This window comes from Streptomyces sp. NPDC031379 (assembly GCF_055569615.1).
Map to the genome: position 1 here is coordinate 52,484 of NZ_JBVIIT010000012.1, position 17,570 is coordinate 70,053.

A 17,570-nucleotide genomic window follows, 5' to 3' on the forward strand; every position below is an offset into this window, starting at 1 on the left:
CCGAGGCTCAGCGCCCCAGAACGTCGTGGTGAGCCGCGAGCGCCAGCAAGGCGATGTGCAACGGCCCCGTCTCCAGGACGGCTCCCGGTTCGAACCACCGGGCGACGGCGGTGCCGCTCGCCATCCTGAGTGTGAAGCGCGCCAGTTCGTCCGCAACCTCCGGGCGGTCATCCAGCCCGAAAATCGCGCTCAGCGCATCCTGAGCCCAGGCGACCAGCGCGTCGCGGTAGTGGTGCACCTCGGCCACGGCCGCCGCGCTGGCGTCCTGCTGCACCATGCCCAGCCCCAGCAGCAGTTTCAGACCGTGAGGATGGCGCCGGAAGGCTTCCTCGACCTCCGCCAGGAAGGCGTCCAGGCGCTGCGCGACGTCGGCGCCCGGTACGTCGGCCGGGGGCAGGGCCGCCAGCAGCACGGTCCTGGCGCGTTCCAGCACCGCGACGTAGATCCCGTCCTTGCTGCCGAAGTGCCAGTAGATGGAGCTGGGCGGCAGACCGCACTCGGCGGAGATCATGGAAATGGACGTGGCGGCGTATCCGTACCGCGACATCAGTGCGCCGGCGGTGTCGAGAATCGCGTCACGGGACCGTGCGCCGCGGTCCTGGGCCGGTGCCTGAGTCATACAGCCGACTCTAGGCGAGAAGCCGGTGTCCGCTCATCCCCGTGCCGCTTCTCGGCACCGCATCCGGCCGCGTCCGGCGACTGCGGCACGATCCCCGTCAGGGTCGACGAGCTGTGCCGCCGATGCCCGGTGCGCATGACGCCTCTCGGCGCATTCTGTCAGGTGAGGGTGTCGCTGGGGCCGAGCCGTACGCAGCATTCCCCGGGTTCGGGCGCCAGGACGGCCTGGACACCGTTGACCTCCAGGCCGCCCAGGTAGCCGCTGAGGAAGGCATGATTCATGCCGCACACCAGGTCGGGGGCCTTGGCGGCCAGCGGGTGGAAGGGGCAGTTGCGCAAGCGCAGCTGGGTGGGGGTGTCCCGGACGGGTTCGTAGCCGTACTGGTCCAGCAGGCGCTCGCAGGCAGTCAGCCCGCGCTCGGGGCCCAGGCGGCCCGGGCGGGTCTCCTCCCGGGCGGCCTCGCCCATCTGCCGACCGCGCCGCTCGGCGGTCCGCACCGCCGCCTGCGCGGCGTTTTCGTCCGTGCCCTCGGTCAGGACGGCGTCCAGGAGCAGGTCCGCCAGAAGTTCGTGGCGCCGGTCGGGGATGCTCACGGTGATCTGGGCGTCGGTCGGCTCATAGACCTTCGGCTGCCTGCCCACCTTGCGAATCCCGCCAGGCGTTTCGTAGCGCGCCCGCAGCAGGCCGGCATCGACGAGCTTGTCGAGGTGGAAGGCGGCGAGCTTGCGGGAGATGCCGACGCTGGCGGCGGCCTCGTCACGGGTGACGGCGCGGCGGGCACGCCGGATGAAGGTGAACATGCGCCGACGCGAGTCCTCGCTCAGGACGCTGACGGAGTCGATGGCGCTGTCGGCCGTGTCGGCCCGCGCAGTCGGATCGGAAGCCACAAGACCACAGTAACCCCCATTCATGTAGGCACAAGTGTTCTTCACTCGCTATGGGCTGCGCATCTTGACGTCCTCCCGCAATAAGACCAAGCTTTATTGGTGAAACTAGTGGGAGGTTCCCATGGCCCATGAGTCACAGCTCCAGGCGAAACGTCCGGTCAGTGCCGCGCTCGCCGGCCCGTACGGTCACCCGTTCCACCCGATCCTGGTCACCGTGCCGATCGGCGCCTGGGTGACCAGCCTGATGTTCGACATCGCTTCCCATGTCGTGCACCGTCCCGGATTCCTGAGCCAGTCCTCGGAGTGGCTGATCGCGGTCGGGGTGATCGGTGCCCTGCCGGCGGCCATGGTCGGCTTTCTCGACCTGTTCGCGATTCCCGCCGGCACCCCGGCCTTTCGTACCGCCTTGGTGCACATGACACTGAACCTGCTGGTGACCGCCGCCTACGTCGTCAACTTCCTGTGGCGCTACGCAGAACACACCGGTGGTGGAAGCGTCGGGACCGGGCGACTCGTACTGTCCGCGCTCAGCGTGATCACCCTGGCGGTCTCGGGCTTTCTGGGCGGCAAGCTCGCCTACCGCTACGGCGTGCGCGTCGCCGACGAAACCACCCAGGCCGAGGGATACACACCACACCACAGCCGCAGGAGCACCCGCACCACCGCGTGAGGCGGCCCCCGACCCCGCAACGGCGGCCTCCTCCGGCGCCTCCACCACCGACCCCACCCGGGAGTCCCCCATGGACATCACCGCACTGATCACCTGGATCGTCACCGCTCTCGGCGGTTCGTGATGCTGGCCCGCTGGATTCCCGTCCACCGCGACCGGGCCACAGCCACGGCGGCCGGGGGACCCGAAGCGGCCATCCCTGCCGAACGGCACTTCCCCGTGGCGGTCGTGCTCGCCCACGGCCTGCTCGCCGTGGTCACTCTCGTTCTGGTTCTGCTCACCGCCCTGGGCATCGGAGGCAGCTGACATGACCCAACACCTCGACCGCACCATGCCCCGTACAGACCTGCACAGCGAAGAAGAGACGGCACCCGCGCGGCCCGCCCTGCGGGTCGTGCACGAACCCGAAGGCATCGACCTGGCCGCCGCGGAGGCCGCGGCGGGCCAGTTCCTCAACGCCCTCGGCATCTCCACCGCCTCGGAGAGCCTGCGCGGCACACCGCGGCGGATGGCCCACGCGTACGCCGAGCTGTTCAGCCCGCGTCCCTTCGACCTGACCACCTTCCCCAACGACGAGGGGTACGACGAACTGGTCCTGGCCCGCCGCATACCGGTCCGTACCGTCTGCGAGCACCACCTGCTGCCGATCGTCGGCACGGCCCACGTCGGCTACCTGCCCGGCGCCCGGATCCTCGGCCTGTCCAAGCTGGCCCGCGTGGTCGAGCACTTCGCCTGCCGCCCCCAGGTCCAGGAACGCCTGACCAAACAGGTCGCCGACTGGCTGCAGACCCACCTGGAGCCCAAGGGCGTCGGCGTGGTCATCGAGGCCGAACACGCCTGCATGTCCCTGCGCGGCGTCCAGGCCACCGGCTCCAGCACCATGACCTCCACGCTGCTCGGACTGCTGCGTTCCGACGCCCGCTCCCGCAGCGAATTCCTCGCCCTCACCGGCGCAGCCGGCTGACCGGGCAGCACCGCACGAACCCTGACCGCTCGATCTTCCCGCCGGCGCTGCGGCGGCACGGGGGGCCGCCGTGGAGCAGATTCCGAGCACGGGGGCCGCGGGCCCGCGCAGGGCGTCGACCGCTTTCGGTGTCTTCCGGGGGCTCACGGCGAACGCAACGCCTCGCCGCGGCGGCGCAGTACGTGCGGGGCCCGCAGCTCGTGGTCGAGCAGACGCTCGGGCAGGACCGTGCGCTGCTCGGGAGTGAGAGACGCCAATGCCTCCAGCAGGCGCTCTGCGGTGGGCCGGTCGACGGGTCCCTCGTGGTCCTCATGGTGGAGGAGTCGTGCGGTCTCGGTGTCCAGGGGAGCGTCGTCGCCCGCCTCCGGGCGCGCCGCTCCAGCCGCACGACGCAGAGGGCCGGCGGCCTCCTCCGGGAGGAGGTCCGCATAACGGGGCAGGTCGGTGTCGGCGGCGGCCAGCAGCAGGTGCTTGGCGATCAGCGACGCCTCGGGAATCGGGGTGCGCACCGCCAGTGGGGCGAGGGTGTCCGGCTCCAGGCCCAGGACGCAGCCGGCGTGCAGCAGGACCTCGCGGACACGGTCGGCAGCGGGCGCGTCGGGCAGCAGGGCCACGGTACGCTCCAGGAAGCGGGTGAGGATCTTCTCGGGGCCGGCCGTGTCCGTCTTGTCCGCGCCGCGGTAGTACCGCGCGAGATACCCCCGCCACCAGGCGAGATGCACCGCGTACAGGTCGGCGACCGTTGTCTCGTAGGCGTCCTGGCCGAGCAGATTCTCGTCCACCAGGTCCTTCAGCGCGGGCACGAGGTCGCGATAGACCAGGCGCATCCAGGTGTGCGGGGAGCGCTGGACGCCCCAGCAGTCGTCGTGTGCGTGGTCGGCCAGCAGTTCGGCGAGGCTCATCTCGCCGGCGACGAGTTCGGTGCGGATGCCGCCCGTCGCGGTGGTCTCGAAGCGGTAGAAGTGGTCGGAGGCCGACGGCGGGAGCGGCGCCGGCAGGGCGCGGTCGATCAGCTGCTCCAACTCCTCGTAGGCCGGGTGGAGTTCTTCATAGGCAGGACCGAGGCGCGGGTGCAGGGGGTCCGTGAATCGGGTCTTGATCTTGGCGATCTCCTCCGAGAGTGCCTGATAGAGGAAGATCTTGTCGAAGCGGTAGCTGAATGACAGCCCGATGTACGGAAAGACGGTGCAGCCGCGGCACTCGGAGCGCCGGCCGACCTCCTCGTCACGCACGCGCTGGAACTCCTCGTCCCGCACCAGTTCGCGCAGCGGGCGGTCCCACTCCACCGAGTTGTCGAAGGCGTGGTAGCACGGCAGGACCAGACGCCCGTCCGGACCGACAGTGAGGATGCGTTTGTTGGCGAAGCAGTCGGTCGGTGCCGCGGGGTCGAGCGTTTCCATGTACTTGCGGAAGTGCAGGTTGATCAGTGCGAAGGGCTGGTAGAGCAGCCGCATGAGTTCGGCCGCGATCCCTCCGCCGGTCGGCTCGGAGGCGACCATACGGTCCGACCGCCCTGGAGCGGCGAGCGGCTTGCCGTTCTGTTCGATCAGTTTGAGCTTGCGTGCCGTTCGGTTCGTGTCCCGGACGGTGTCCTGCTCGTCGAAGTACTCGAACATGCCCGAGAAGTAGATGGTGATCCGGTTCTCGTGGGCGAAGCGCAGAAGGTCCGGTATCTCGTCGACGTTCTCCCGAGTGATCACGCAGATCAGCTTGAGGTTGTCGGAGCCGGTGGCGATGACCCGCTGAATGACGTCCAGGGCCCGGTCCAGGGTGGGTACGCCGCGGATCTGCCGGTAGCGGTCGGGACGGAGCGTGTCCAGTGAGACGTTCATGGTGTCGACGTAGGGCACGATCGCGTCGATGTGCTTGGCGAAGCGGATGCCGTTGCTGGTGATCTCCACCGTCATGCCGAGGGATTTGGCGTACTGGACGATGCCGTCTATGTGCGGGTGCAGTACCGGTTCGCCGCCGGTGAAGTCGACGTAGCGGACGCCGAGTTCGTAGAGTTCGTCGAGGATCCGGCAGGCCCTCTCCAGAGTCAGTTCGTCATGGCCTTTGAACTTGTCGTCCTGCCAGACGTTGCAGTATCCGCACAGCGAATTGCAGCGGAAGGTGATGTAGAAGCGGGCCGACTGCAGCAGGCCCGGCCGGCTTTTGGGCATGGGGGTGGTGCTCGCGGTCACTGGTTCTCCGTCCGTGCGGCATGGTTGTGCCGGCCCCGGGGCCTTGGCTTCGGGGGGGCCGGGGCCGAGTGGTGAGGTGGGAGACGGTGTCAGGGCAGGGGGGCGCCTCGGGCAGCGATCCACAGCCCGTACCACTCCTCGTGGCCGAGGCCCGGCCGGCGTACCGCCGCGTCCCGGCAGGCGCGGATCCGCTCGGGGCGGCTGGTACCGATCACCGGGACGATGCCTGCCGGGTGGCGCTGTAGCCACCACAGCAGGACTGTCTCCGGTGTGGTGTCGTGGCTCCGCGCGAGCTTGTGGATCATCTCGGCCGCCGGCGACGGCTCGGCGCCGGTGTAGCGGCCTCGGGCCAGTGCTCCCCATGCCTGCACGGTGATGTCATGGTCCACGCAGTACTCGAGGGTGCCCGCCGGGAAGCCGCATGCGGCAGCGGCCTGGGTGTTCACCAGCACGCCGGCCTCCACCCAGTCCCGCCGGGCCAGGCTCATCTCCAGCTGATCGACCACGAGGGGCAACGTGAGACGGGTCTGCAGTTGGGCTATCTGCGTGGCGCTCATGTTGGAGACGCCGAACTGCCGTACCAGCCCTTGGTCGTGCAGGGCGTGCAGCGCCTTCGCGACCTCGTCCGGGGCGGCCAGCGGGTCGGGGCGGTGGAGCAGGAGGATGTCGAGCACATCGGTGCGCAACCGGGTCAGACTCTGTTCCACGCACCGCACGATGCTCTGGGCCCGCAGGTCGTACAGTCCGGGCTGCTCGCCCTCGGCCAGGCGGATTCCGCACTTCGTCTGGAGCACGATCCGCTCGCGCAGTCCGGGAGCCCGGGCCAGCACCTCGCCGAACACGGCCTCGGACTTGCCGAACCGGTAGATGTCGGCGTGGTCGAAGGCAGTGATTCCGGCGTCCAGAGCGGCCTCGACGGCTGCCTGCGCGTGGTCGATGTCGGCACCGGTGTACGGCGTCCGGTCCCAGTCGCCGCCGAGTCCCATGCAGCCGTAGACGAGGCGACCGCTGTCGACACGCTCGGTCTCCCTGGCCGGCGTGGTCATCGCGCCTCGTCCTCCTTCACCATGTCGGCGATCAGTTCGGCGGCGGCCAGCACCGGCAGCTGGGTGTTCGCCGCCGGGACGGTGGGCAGGACGGAGGCGTCGGCGACCCGCAGGTTGGCGACGCCCCGCACCCGGGCCTCGCCGTCGACGACGGCGAGCGGATCCTCGGGGACGCCCATGGCGCAGGTGCCGACGGGGTGCCAGTAGGTGCCGAGGCGGGCGCGTAGCCGGTCGGCACTCAGCGCACGCAAGGGGCTGCCGGTCACCGGCCCCGCCAGCGGTTTCAGGGCGGCCGTCGCAGCCATCCGCTCGACGATCTCCAGGCCCGAGCGGAGGGCGGTGAGATCTCGGCCGGCCGGGTCGGTGAGGTAGGCCGGGTCGATGTCCAGGGGCACGGTCGGGTCGGCAGAGCGCAGCCGGACCCGGCCGCGCGAGGCCGGCTTCATCAGGAAGGCGGAGATGCCCGCCTCGTACTCGCCGGGCGGCAGGGAGCCGAACAGTGGATCACCGGCGGAGGGCAGGATGTGCAGGTCCCAGGTGTTCTCCGGGCAGACGGCACTGGCTGCCCGGATCAGCATCCGGCTGACGTACAGTTCGCCGGCTTCTTCCTTCGCGGCCAAGGCCGCGTTCAGTTCCGACGTCGGCGCGAGGCGCACGAAGACGCCGGGTTGGTCGGTGAGGTTCACACCGACGCCGGGCAGGTCGACCTCGGGGCGGATGCCGTTCTCGCGCATGTGGTCGGCGGGTCCGACACCACTGCGCAGGAGCAGCGCGGCCGAACCGAAAGTCCCGCACGCGACCAGGTAGGTGTCCGCGGTCAGAGTCTCCCGCCGGCCGTCCACGACGATCTCGACGCCCTGGACGCGACCACCGCGTACCGTCAGCCGGTCCGCCATGGCGCCTGCGCGGATCGTCAGGTTCGGCCGGGAACGCGCGGGACGGAGGTAGGCGAAGGACGCGTTCCAGCGGATGCCGTCGAGGGCGTTGATCAGCGGAGTGCCACAACCCGGCGAGCCGGGGACGGCCATGTCGACGTCGTCGTATCCGAGTTCTCGGGCCGCGGCCAGCGCGGCGCGGGTGAAGACGTTGCATTCGCTGTCGGGTACGGCCCGCAGCCGCATCTGGCGGACGGCCCGCTGCCGGTACGGCTCCATGGCCGCCGCTGACCAGCGGGGCCCGCCGAGGCTCGTCCACTCCTGGTGGTCGGCCCACGAACCCCAGGTGTGCCAGCAGCCGTTGACGCACGAGGAGCCGCCCAGTACCCGGGCCCGGATGCGATGGACTTCGGTGCCGCGCTCCCAGACGTCGTCGCGCGGCAGGGCGTGCGCGTCGAGCAGTTTGGCGGGCCATGAACGCCAGTCGGGACCGTAGTCCGGTCCGGCCTCCACCAGGCAGACCGTGCGGTCGGGGTCCTCACTGAGCCGGGACGCCAGTACGCAGCCGGCCACTCCCCCGCCGAGGATCACCACGTCGTACCGGGAGCGGGGTTCCCTTGTGGTCGGGGTCGTCATACGTGGCCTCCGGCGGGCTGGGGGCCGCCGGGGGCCCTCGACGCCAGGTGAGCGGAATCCACCTCTGCGGCGCGTTCGATCAGTTCGGCGAGGCTGATGGCGTGGGTGCGCGTCGAGGGGATGGTGCAGGCGTGGGCTCCGGCGACGGAACCGTACAGTGCGCAGCGCTGCGGGTGCTCGCCGTTCAGCCAGCCGAGCAGGAAGGCGGAGGCGAAGGCGTCGCCCGCGCCGTTGGAGTCCACGACCGGCGCGGAGGGCGTGATCGCGGGAACGTGCGTCAGCTCTCCGTCGGCCAGCAGATAGGCACCCTCGGCGCCGGCGGTCCCGACGACGATCCGAGCGCGGCCACGCGCGGCGATGTCGCGCAGGGTGCGCTGCGGGTCGGCCAGGGCGGTGATGGACAGGAAGACGAGGTCCGCCTCGAGGGCGAAGGGCTCGTGGTAGGGGTTGACGCCGTCCCAGTCGTGCAGGTCCGTCGAGACCGTGAGCCCGGCCTCCCGCAGGAGGGGCAGTGCATGCGCGCACGGGTGGGTGATGACGACGTGCGCGTGGCGGCTGGCGGCGGCGAGTTCGCGCACCGTGTCCTCAGGCAGCCGGTCGTCGGCCCCGGAGCGGGTGTCGTCGTAGCAGGACAGCCGCCGCCCGTCGGGGCCGACGAGGTTGACCGCACGCTTCGTGCCGGCGGGCTGCGGAATCGCCGTGAGGGGGATGTCCCGGTCGCGGTGCAGGGCACGCACCAGGTCTCCCTCGTGGTCGTCGCCGATCATGTCGAGGTGATGTACACGCAGTCCGAGGGAGGTCAGGCCGAGCGCGACGAAGTCGCCGCTCTGTCCCGCGCGGGTCTCGATACCCGGCCGGATCATGTAGCTGTCGGCGAAGGGGAGCGGCAGTTCGGGGACGTGGACGATCGTGTCCACTCCTGCGCCGCCCAGGACGAGGACGTCGGTGTCGTTGGTCATGGGTTTCCTCTCGGGCCGTCGTCGGCGCCTGAGTCGAACAGGCACGCCTCACTGGGGCAACAACTTGCTGAAATTTACTGCAAGTTGGACGAGGCTGGTCGTGTGTTGGAGGCGACCGGTGTCCCGGTGAACGCGGCAGCCAGCAGACGCGCCCCTTCGCGCACCCCCCGAACCGCGATCCTCTCCGTGGCCGGCAGGGTCGCCAGCACCTGACTGGCGAGGCAGGCGTTCGCCGGCCGTGAGGCATAGCGTGTCCGGGCCCGGGGCACCGGTACCACCAGTCCGGGAGGCGCTCCCAGTGTCTCGGCGATCACCCCGGCCCACTCTGCGCGCGTCACCCGGTCGGGGCCTCCCAGGTGCAGGACCCTGGGCAGCGGGTCCTCGGCGTTCAGCAGGGCCGCCGTCACCTCCGCAACGTCGTCCAGGACCACCGGTGTCGTCCAGTGGTCGTCGGGGACCTCGACCCGTTCGCCGCGCAGCAGCCGGTGGGCGCAGGCGGCGAAGAAGTTCAGCCATTTGCCCGCGTCGGCCGGCTCGTGACCGTAGACGAGGCTGACCCGCAGAGCCAGGGGCCGTCGCGCGTGGGCGAGCAGCGCCTCCTCGGCCATGAGCTTCGCCCGCCCGTAGGCGTTGGCCGGCGACACGGGCGTGCTCTCGGTGTGGTGCGCCGTGATGCCGTCGAAGACGTTGTCGGTGGAGATCATGACGATCCGCGTGTCCCGCGCCAGGGCGGCGAAGGTCTCCGCCACGGCCACATGTGCCGCCCGCGCCTCGTCCGGATGGTCCTCGCACCAGGTGACGTCGGAGGGACCGTGCACCAGCACGATGCGTCCGGGACGCACCCGGGTGAGGATACGGGCGCAGGCCTCGGCGTCCGTGGCGTCCAGCGAGTCCCAGCGTGCTCCGTACGCCTCCGGTGCCAGGGCGGGCCGACGGCGGGAGGCGAGCGTCACCGACCCGCCGGCCGAGGCGAGGCGCCGGGCGATTCCGGAGCCGACCAGGCCGCTGCCCACGACGAGTGTGCTGTCCGCCTTCACCGTGCCCCCTGGGAGAAGGGCACCGGCATCCGCTCCGTCAGCAGCCGGCCCACACCGATCAACCCGTGGTCGTCGTCGGCCACCCCGAGCGACACCATCGCGTCGACCTGACCGGGATCGAGACCGAAGCAGCCCAGGCGCGCCAACTCGGCCACCAGCAGGCGCCGGTACGTCTCGCCGACCGCCAGGGCGAAGCCCCCCATCACGATGTAACGGCACACGCCGATCGACGCGAAGACCCCCGTGATCGCCTGGGCGAGGGGCACGAGCGTGCGGCGCAGCACGTGGGTGGCGAAGGGATCTTCCTCGCGGACCGCCCTGGCTATCGCCCGGTTGTCGATGGCCTCGACGCGTCCGCCGCACAGCGCGGCGAGCCAGGAGCGGCGAAATCCGGAAGCGTCGGCAGCGGCGGCCCGGCGCGTCGCGGCCAGCACTCCCCGCCCGGAGGCGACGGCACCGAGGTGGCCGCGCGCCCCGCAGTCGCACAGGGGCGCGTCCGGGGAGACGTCGCAGACCCAGTGCCCCAGCTCACCGCCATGGCCGTCGACGTCGACGAGGACCTCGCCGCCGCGGAACACCTTGTTGCCGATGCCGGAGCTGACGGTCAGCAGGCAGAAGTCCCCGGGTTCGGTGGCGGCGTACCGCCACGCCGCCGCCGTCAGGTCGTTCACGACGACGGCCGGCGCGCCGGTCCGCTCGGTGAGCAGCTCGCCCAGGGGCAGCGGATCGCCGCGCCGTCCCCAGACCGTGGGGGCGGCGAGGACCAGGCCGGCGGCCGTGATCGGCCCGGCGAAGGCCACGCCCAGCCCCCGGGGTGACCGTCCGTCCGTGTGCGCACCGACCTCGCGCACGATCTGCTCCAGCACTCGCTGCTGGAGCACCGGCACCGGTGCGGTGGGATCGCGGTCCATGCCGTCGACCGGTACCCGGCGCACCCGGGACAGGGTGCCCGTCGCGGGGTCGTAGCTGCCCACGCGGAGAGTGGTGCCTCCCACGTCGAGCACGGTGAACGCGTCGTCAGCCGGCACGCCCGTCACCCGGTCCCTCCTCACCCGGTCCCTCCTCACTCAGTTCCTCCTCGAAGACGAGCAACCGCAGGTCCCGGTCGGAGTCGTTGAGCAGACCGTGCTCCCCGTGGGGGGAGTTGGTGACGATGTCGCCCGGGCCCACCCGGAACTCCTGGCCGTCCCGGTGCATCAGGCCGCTGCCGTCCAGCACGATGTAGGTCTCACGGTCCGCGCCATGACGGTGCCGCCCTATCGAGGTGCCCGGCGGCAGAACGGCGAGGTCGATGAAGTGCGCGCCCGGAGATCCCGGCCGGCGTGCGTAGACCCGGTGGGCGAGGATCGTGCCGAGACCGCCATGGTCGTGCTCCTTGCCGGCCAGCAGCTCACGCAGGTTGACAACGGCCTCAGGCATCGTGCCCCCTGTCCGCGGCCAGGGCTTCCAGCGCCGCCGCCAGGACGTCCCCGGGCACGTCCTCCAGCTCCTCCACGAAGGCGGACGTGCCGATTCCCGTCGGGACGACGAGGTGGAGCTTGCGGCCCCGCCGCTGCCAGGAGGCCCGCAGCGCTTGTGTCATCAGCTCCGGTGTGCAGGTGGCGGGATCGAACACGGGAAGTCCGATGCCCCGCAGCAGCCCGACGATCCGGTCGCAGGTCTCCTGATCGGCCAGCCCCAGCAGCCGTGCCACGTGCGCGGACAGCGCCATGTCGACGGCGACGGCCTCGCCGTGTTCCAGACGGTGGCCGCCGGCGGTCTCGATCAGGGGGCTGAAGGTGTGTCCGAAGTCGACGAGCCGGGCCAGATCGTGCTCGCGGAGGTTGGGGCACAGCTCCTCCATCATCAGACGCATCGACGTGCGCAGGATGTAGGTCTCCAGCTGCCCGTCGAGGCGCTCCGCGTGACCCTCGCCGCCGGATCGCCGGAACGCGTCCGGATGCTGTTCGAGGGACCGGAAGAGTCCCGCGTCCAGGATCACGGCCATCTTCACGATCTCGGCCAGTCCGCAGCGGATCTCCCGGTGCGGAAGCGACGCGAGGAAGGCCGGGTCGTTCAGCGAGGCGTGGGCCGGGTGGTAGGCACCGAACATGTTCTTCGTGTGCAGGGCGTTGACGCCGGTCTTGACACCCACGCCGACGTCCACCTGGCCGACGAGGGTGGTGTTGACCTTGATGTAGCGGACGCCCCGCGCATAGATGGACGCGGCGAAGCCCACCACGTCCGCGACGATGCCGCCGCCGACGGCGAGCATCACGCCGTGCCGGTCCAGCCCGTCCGCCTTGGCGACGGCGCAGACGTTCTCCACGGACGCGAGCGTCTTGTGGCGCTCACCGGTGGGTATGACGTGCACGCTCCACTGGTCCCGTCCGACGTGGGCGCCGAGGTAGGCGCGCAGCCGGTCGCCGTAGAGCCGGTCGACGGTCGGGCTGACGAAGGCCACGACGCGGCGGCCGTCGAGGTAGTCGGCGAGCAGTCTGTTGTGCGGGGCGAACACCTCTGCGGTGAGGTCGACCCGGTACCCGGTGCCGTCCGGTGCCCTCAGGTCGAAGCCGCCGGGGTCCTCACGGACCCCTTCGAGCGGATGGTCGACCCGATCAAGAACCTGGCCTGACATCTGTCTCCTCAGTCTTCTCACGGTGCCGCTGGAGGTCTGCGAAAACGCGGGAAAGCGCGGCCACGAGGGGCTGGTCGGGCAGCTGCTCGAGCGGGACGGGACGACCTCGGCCGTCGCTCACGGGGAGCCGCCAGTTGGGGTGCACCGACGACGTGCCGGGAAGGTTCTGGGGTCTGCGGTCGCCGGTCGCGTCCGGCAGCCAGACGCCCAGCAGGCGCGCCGGTGTGAGGCACAGGAAACGGTGGAGTGCGACGACGTCCCCGTCCGGGTCGGGCAGCAGCCCGAGCCGTGCCAGCTCCGCGAGCCAGGCGTCGCGCTCGGCGGCGGTCTCCGCCTTCTCCTCCGCTTCCGGGCGGGTCAGCAGGCCCAGTGCGGCGCGGAGTTCGACGTGCTCGCCGCTGAGCCAGGCGGCGGACGTCGGCAGGTCGTGGGTCGTCAGCGTGGCCAGACAGTCCCGCCGCCACCGCTCGGGTGGGAGGGGCCCGTTCCGTCCCTCGGACCCTCCGAGGTACTCGAACCGCTGTACGGAGGTGCCGAGGATCCCCCGCGCGTCGAGGGAGTCCCGCACGCCCGCCTCGACCGTACCGAGATCCTCGCCGATCACGGCAGCGCCGGCGCGGTGCGCCTCCAGCATCAGCACACCCAGCATCGCCTCGGCGTCGTAGTGGACGTACGTGCCCTGCGACGGCGACCGTCCCTCGGGCACCCACCACAGCCGGAACAGGCCCATCACATGGTCGACGCGCAGGGCGCCCGCGTGCCGCAGACCGGCCCGCAGCAGCTGGGCGAGCGGCCGGTAGCCGGAGGCGGCGAGCCCGTCCGGGCGCCACGGCGGCTGGCCCCAGTCCTGGCCTCGGGGGTTGAAGTCGTCCGGTGGCGCGCCGACGCTCATCCCGGCGGCCAGACAGTCCTGAAGCGCCCAGGCGTCGGCTCCCTCGGGGGCGACGCCGACCGCCAGGTCGTGGATCAGGCCGATGTCCATTCCGGCACCGGTCGCCGCCGCCTGGGCGGCGGCGAGCTGCTCGTCGGTGATCCAGGCGAGCCATTGGTGGAAGACGACCTCGTCGGCCAGTTCCTCCCGCGCGCGGGCCACGGCCGGTGAACGCGGGTCCCGCAGCCCGGCCGGCCAGGAGTTCCACTGCCCGCCGTGGACGTCGGCCAGTGCGCACCAGGTGGCGAAGTCGGCCAGATCGCGTCCCTCCCGGGCGGTGAACTGCGCGAAGGCTGCCGCACGTCCGGGCGAGAGCGGCACCTGGTGGACCGCGCGCAGCGCCTCGCGCTTGAGGGAGCGCACGGCCTCCCGGTCGATGAGCCGGTCACCGCGCAGAACGCTGTCGTTCAGGGCCCGCGCCCGGGCGACGCACCCGTCGGCGGTGCGACGTGCCTCGCCGGTCAGGTACGCGTACTCCGGGACCGCCTCCACCCGCAGGTGCATGGGGTCGCAGTAGCGGCGCGAACTCGGCCGGTACGGTGACGGATCCGGCAGCGGCCCGGGCTCGACGGCGTGCAGCGGTCCGAGCTGCACGAAGTCCGCCCCCAGGGCACGTCCCGACCATGACGCCAGCTCGGCCAGGTCACCGAGGTCGCCCATGCCCCACGAGCGTTGCGAGAGCACGGAGTACAGCTGGACGAGGAACCCCCAGTGCCGGCCCTCCGGCACGGTCAGCCGCTCCGGCACCACGAGCAGGGGTGCGGACTCCCGGTGCCCCGGGGAGGTCACGTGCAGGGTGTGCCGGCCGGTCGGCAGGGGGCCGGAGGGGGAGGCCGTGCCGCCGTCCTCCAGTTCCACCTCGGCGGTCGCGTTCTCCGGAAGGCTGAGCCGTGGTGTGCCGGCGCCGCGGACCACGACGCACTCGGGCAGCAGCCGGGCGGCGGCGCGCTCGCGCCGGGCCGTCAGCGCCGCGCGGGCCGCCTTGTCGGTGGCCGCGTCCACGCCGCAAGCGGCGAGCACGGCGACGAGGGTGTCCGGAGCGACGGCCACGCGCCGGCCCCGGTCGGTGGTGTATGCGGTCGATATCGCGTGGGCGCGGGCCAGTTCGCGCAGTGCGTCGCTCACGGTGCGTCCCCCGAGACGCCGAAGAGCCGCTCCAGGACCACGGCCACCCCGTCCTCGTCGTTGCCGGGCGCGATCTCGTCGGCCATCGCCCGCAGCGCGGGGTGGGCGTTGCGCACGGCCACGCCGTGACCGGCCCAGGCCAGGAGCGGGATGTCGTTGGGCATGTCGCCGAAGGCGACGGTCTCGGCCGCGTCGAACCCCAACAACCGCGCGGCCCGTTCCACCCCGGCGGCCTTGGTGGTCCCCGGCGGCAGTACCTCGACCATGCCCTGGACCGAGTGCACCACCGTGACGTCGGTGCCGCACAAGCGGCGTGCCTCGGCCTCGAGTTCGTCCTCCGGCACGCTCGTGTGGTGCAGGACCAGCTTGTCGATGGGATCCGTCCACAGCAGTCGGCGGTCGGTCGTGACGTCCCAGCCGTGCCGTACGCGCTCGCCGAACCGAGGGGTGACCTTGAAGCGGCTCTCCGGTGGTGCCGTCACCACGCCCAGTTCCAGAGGGCCGAGTGCCGCCTCGACGCGTTCGACCACGCTGCGCGCGAGGTCGAGGTCGAGCGAGGCGGAGGTGAGCAGCCGGTCGGCGTCGGCGTCGTAGAGCTGGGCGCCCTGCCCGCACACGGCGAGACCCCGGTAGCCGAGCGCGGCCAGGAACTGCTTGCATGCCGCGGCGGGGCGTCCGGTGACCACGAGATGGTGCGCTCCCGCCTCGGCCACCCGGGCCAGGGCGCGCAGGGTGCGGTCGGAGACGGTCAGGTCGCTGCGCAGCAGGGTGCCGTCGAGGTCGGTGGCCACGAGCCGGGGGGACGGCGGGCCCTCGGGGGTGTCGACGGGGACGGTGTCCCAGGTGACGCGCCCGGAGGCGAGGGTCAGCATGACGAGGAGGTGGCGTTCGACGGGCGGTCCGTCGAGCAGGCCGCGGAAGACGCCGTCCCCTGTCGGCGCCAGCGGCGCCAGGACGATCCCTCGGCCCGCCGGCACGGCCTCGTCGGAGGCGATGGCCTCCGCGCGGGACTCCAGGCCCGACGCGCGGACCGCGGTACCGGTGACGGCGACTTCCACGTGTGCCGCGCCGGCGTGCCGGTACTCGACGTGCCGGCGGCCCTCCGCGTCCCGGCGCACCCGGCACCGCCCGCTCACCCGTGCCGCCCAGTCCTCGCGCCCCGCCGCACGTGCGGTCTCGGCGCACCGGACGAAGTCGGCCCGTGCGTAGGCGGCTTCGAAGAGACGCTCGTACGCGTCCTCGTCGAGCGGCGCGCAGCGTCCGTAGGCGGTGGCGTCGCCCAGCGCCGCGGCGGACCGTGCGATCAGCCCTCGGTGCTGGACCCAGGCGGCGGCGGGCAGGGCGTCGAACCAGCCGTAGCGGACCGCGTCCTCGACCGGGAAGGGCCGGGGCCGTCCGCGCAGCAGGTCCTCGAAGGCCTCCAGCCGTCGGTCCGCGCTCCGTGCCCAGGTGAAGGACCGGGCGGTGACGCGGGCGTTGGCCGACAGACGGTCGTAGTCGTCGGGGGCCGTGCGCCGCAGCGTCACCGCCTGACGTATGCGCTCGGTGAGCGCACGGGTGAGGGAGGCGTCGTCGTCCCGGAAGGAACCGGGCAGGGATACCCCGGTCGCCCGGGGATCCGTGAACGGCAGGGTGTGACGGAAGTGGGCGGTGACGCTCTGCGCGGTGGCTATGGGCACCGCGCCGCACGCCATCGCCTCTGCCTGGGCGATGAGGAACCCGTCGAGTTCGAACTTGGAGGGGAACACGCAGAAGTCGGCGCACGCCGCCTGCTCGAACAGGGTGTCCTCGTCGGCGAGGCGCCAGTCCAGGTGGATCCGGCCCGGGTGGCGGTCGGCGACGCTCTGGAAGTAGGCGTTGCCCACGGGTGCCTCGCTCTCCCCTCCCCCACTGGTGGCGAAACGCAGGATGAAGCTGGCCTCCGTACCGCTCGCCAGGACCTCCTCGACCGCGCGCACGAGTTCCAGTTGGCCCTTGTGGTGCACCGCGTAGCGGGCGGCGTGGTAGAAGACCGGCTGGGCGGGGTCGAGTCCGAGCGAGCGCAGGACCGCCTCGCGGTCGACGGCGTCCGGATCACGCGCCAGCCAGCTGTCGGATATCCCGCAGCCGCCCATGAGCAGTCCGTGCGCCCTCTCACGGAGCATCCGGGACACCGGAAGCGTCGCGAAGAGACTCTCGAACGGCGTGTCGCGGAAGGTGCTGTAGTAGTCCCGCTGGCCGGGCGAGACGAAGTCGACCAGATCGGCGTGCGCCACGATCAGCGGCAGGAACGCGACGTGGTCCGGGCCGTACTCGACGTGCATCCGGGTTCCGGCCAGCGCCCGTGCCATCGTCGCCTCAGGGCTGTCCTCGGCGGGCAGCGGGCCGTCGAGCGCGTCCAGGTCGGCCCGTACGCCGAACAGGCCGAGCAGGCGTTCCACCTGCGGGCGGTAGACCTTCTGGGTGATGGGAGCGTTGGCCGCGACGGTACTCACGGTGCGCACGGAGGGGTCGTCCGCGAACACGGCCGGGAGCAGATAGTGGTAGTACGGTTCGAAACCGTGGACCACCGCCTCTTCGCCGCCGAGGTACCGCTGGACGAAGTGGGCCCCGGCCACCTGGAACACGAGCGGCTTGAAGTACGCCAGGTCCGTGCCCTCGGTGCCGGGCGGCGGATAGAGACGGTCGGGCAGCTGGTCCAGGAAGGCGTCGGAGAGGAAGTAGACGTCCACGCCGTCGATCCGCAGCCGGTGGGCCCGCGTGGTCAGCTCCAGGGTGATCTCGGACGGATGGTCCGGCCACACCTTGGGGTCGAGGACGAGCGGGACTCGGTGTTCGTGGACGTAGGGAAGCTCCTCGACGGGGTGGTCGAGGCGCAGCGCGTCGATCAGCCCGTGCGCGGGAGTGACCAGCGAGACGCGGTGACCGCGGGCGGCGTACTCGCGCGAGAGGTTCCATACCAGCGGCGACAGCCCGCCGCGCATGAGGCGGTTGTCGAAACCGCCGCACTCGAAGGCGAAGTGGATGATGTGCATGTGACCG

15 protein-coding genes are annotated in these 17,570 nt (G+C 71.5%); 3 read left to right on the forward strand and 12 right to left on the reverse strand.

The genetic code is table 11. The features are described from left to right. Nucleotides 1-7: 7 nt before the first annotated feature. Both ACZ5CW_RS18930 and ACZ5CW_RS18935 read right to left on the reverse strand, forming a co-directional pair. A complete protein-coding gene (locus tag ACZ5CW_RS18930) occupies nt 8-619 on the reverse strand; it encodes a TetR/AcrR family transcriptional regulator (protein ID WP_468602662.1) in 612 nt (203 codons plus the stop codon). Nucleotides 620-777: 158 nt separating this feature from the next. Beyond that, nucleotides 778-1,506, reverse strand: coding sequence for a helix-turn-helix transcriptional regulator (locus tag ACZ5CW_RS18935; RefSeq protein WP_468602664.1), 729 nt, complete (start codon nt 1,504-1,506; stop codon nt 778-780). 121 nt (nt 1,507-1,627) lie between these two features. Between ACZ5CW_RS18935 and ACZ5CW_RS18940 the strand changes: the two genes are divergently transcribed. The 3 genes from ACZ5CW_RS18940 to folE all read left to right on the forward strand — a co-directional run bounded on the left by ACZ5CW_RS18940 (nt 1,628) and on the right by folE (nt 3,140). Beyond that, complete coding sequence (locus ACZ5CW_RS18940) at nt 1,628-2,176, forward strand: DUF2231 domain-containing protein (protein WP_468602666.1); 549 nt, start codon at nt 1,628-1,630, stop codon at nt 2,174-2,176. A 123-nt stretch (nt 2,177-2,299) separates the two neighbouring features. Then, entirely contained in the window at nt 2,300-2,482 is a 183-nt protein-coding gene (locus tag ACZ5CW_RS18945; RefSeq protein ID WP_468602668.1) for a hypothetical protein, read from the forward strand. Between the two features lie 25 nt (nt 2,483-2,507). Next, a complete protein-coding gene (gene folE, locus ACZ5CW_RS18950) occupies nt 2,508-3,140 on the forward strand; it encodes a GTP cyclohydrolase I FolE (protein WP_468602963.1) in 633 nt (210 codons plus the stop codon). Between the two features lie 143 nt (nt 3,141-3,283). On the opposite strand, the gene ACZ5CW_RS18955 is transcribed toward folE, so the two are convergent. The 10 genes from ACZ5CW_RS18955 to ACZ5CW_RS19000 form a co-directional block, all read right to left on the reverse strand. Continuing rightward, nucleotides 3,284-5,323, reverse strand: coding sequence for a radical SAM protein (locus ACZ5CW_RS18955; protein WP_468602670.1), 2,040 nt, complete (start codon nt 5,321-5,323; stop codon nt 3,284-3,286). Between the two features lie 89 nt (nt 5,324-5,412). Then, on the reverse strand, nt 5,413-6,309 hold the full coding sequence (locus tag ACZ5CW_RS18960; RefSeq protein WP_468602965.1) for an aldo/keto reductase: 897 nt from the start codon (nt 6,307-6,309) through the stop codon (nt 5,413-5,415). 56 nt (nt 6,310-6,365) lie between these two features. Next, the gene (locus tag ACZ5CW_RS18965) at nt 6,366-7,880 is read right to left on the reverse strand and encodes a GMC family oxidoreductase (protein WP_468602672.1); all 1,515 of its coding nucleotides are present in this window, start codon (nt 7,878-7,880) and stop codon (nt 6,366-6,368) included. Beyond that, complete coding sequence (locus ACZ5CW_RS18970) at nt 7,877-8,839, reverse strand: adenosine kinase (RefSeq protein WP_468602674.1); 963 nt, start codon at nt 8,837-8,839, stop codon at nt 7,877-7,879. Before ACZ5CW_RS18970 ends, ACZ5CW_RS18965 begins: the two co-directional genes overlap by 4 nt. A 74-nt stretch (nt 8,840-8,913) precedes the next feature. After that, entirely contained in the window at nt 8,914-9,876 is a 963-nt protein-coding gene (locus tag ACZ5CW_RS18975; protein ID WP_468602676.1) for an SDR family oxidoreductase, read from the reverse strand. Then, on the reverse strand, nt 9,873-10,904 hold the full coding sequence (locus ACZ5CW_RS18980) for an ROK family protein (RefSeq protein ID WP_468602678.1): 1,032 nt from the start codon (nt 10,902-10,904) through the stop codon (nt 9,873-9,875). The genes ACZ5CW_RS18975 and ACZ5CW_RS18980 overlap by 4 nt, the downstream gene beginning before the upstream one ends. Further along, complete coding sequence (locus ACZ5CW_RS18985; RefSeq protein WP_468602680.1) at nt 10,894-11,295, reverse strand: cupin domain-containing protein; 402 nt, start codon at nt 11,293-11,295, stop codon at nt 10,894-10,896. The genes ACZ5CW_RS18980 and ACZ5CW_RS18985 overlap by 11 nt, the downstream gene beginning before the upstream one ends. After that, the gene (locus ACZ5CW_RS18990) at nt 11,288-12,493 is read right to left on the reverse strand and encodes a sedoheptulose 7-phosphate cyclase (protein WP_468602682.1); all 1,206 of its coding nucleotides are present in this window, start codon (nt 12,491-12,493) and stop codon (nt 11,288-11,290) included. Before ACZ5CW_RS18990 ends, ACZ5CW_RS18985 begins: the two co-directional genes overlap by 8 nt. After that, nucleotides 12,474-14,549, reverse strand: a complete 2,076-nt coding sequence (gene malQ, locus ACZ5CW_RS18995) for a 4-alpha-glucanotransferase (protein WP_468602684.1) — start codon at nt 14,547-14,549, stop codon at nt 12,474-12,476. Before malQ ends, ACZ5CW_RS18990 begins: the two co-directional genes overlap by 20 nt. Beyond that, complete coding sequence (locus tag ACZ5CW_RS19000) at nt 14,546-17,563, reverse strand: Cof-type HAD-IIB family hydrolase (RefSeq protein ID WP_468602686.1); 3,018 nt, start codon at nt 17,561-17,563, stop codon at nt 14,546-14,548. The genes malQ and ACZ5CW_RS19000 overlap by 4 nt, the downstream gene beginning before the upstream one ends. Nucleotides 17,564-17,570: the final 7 nt, after the last annotated feature.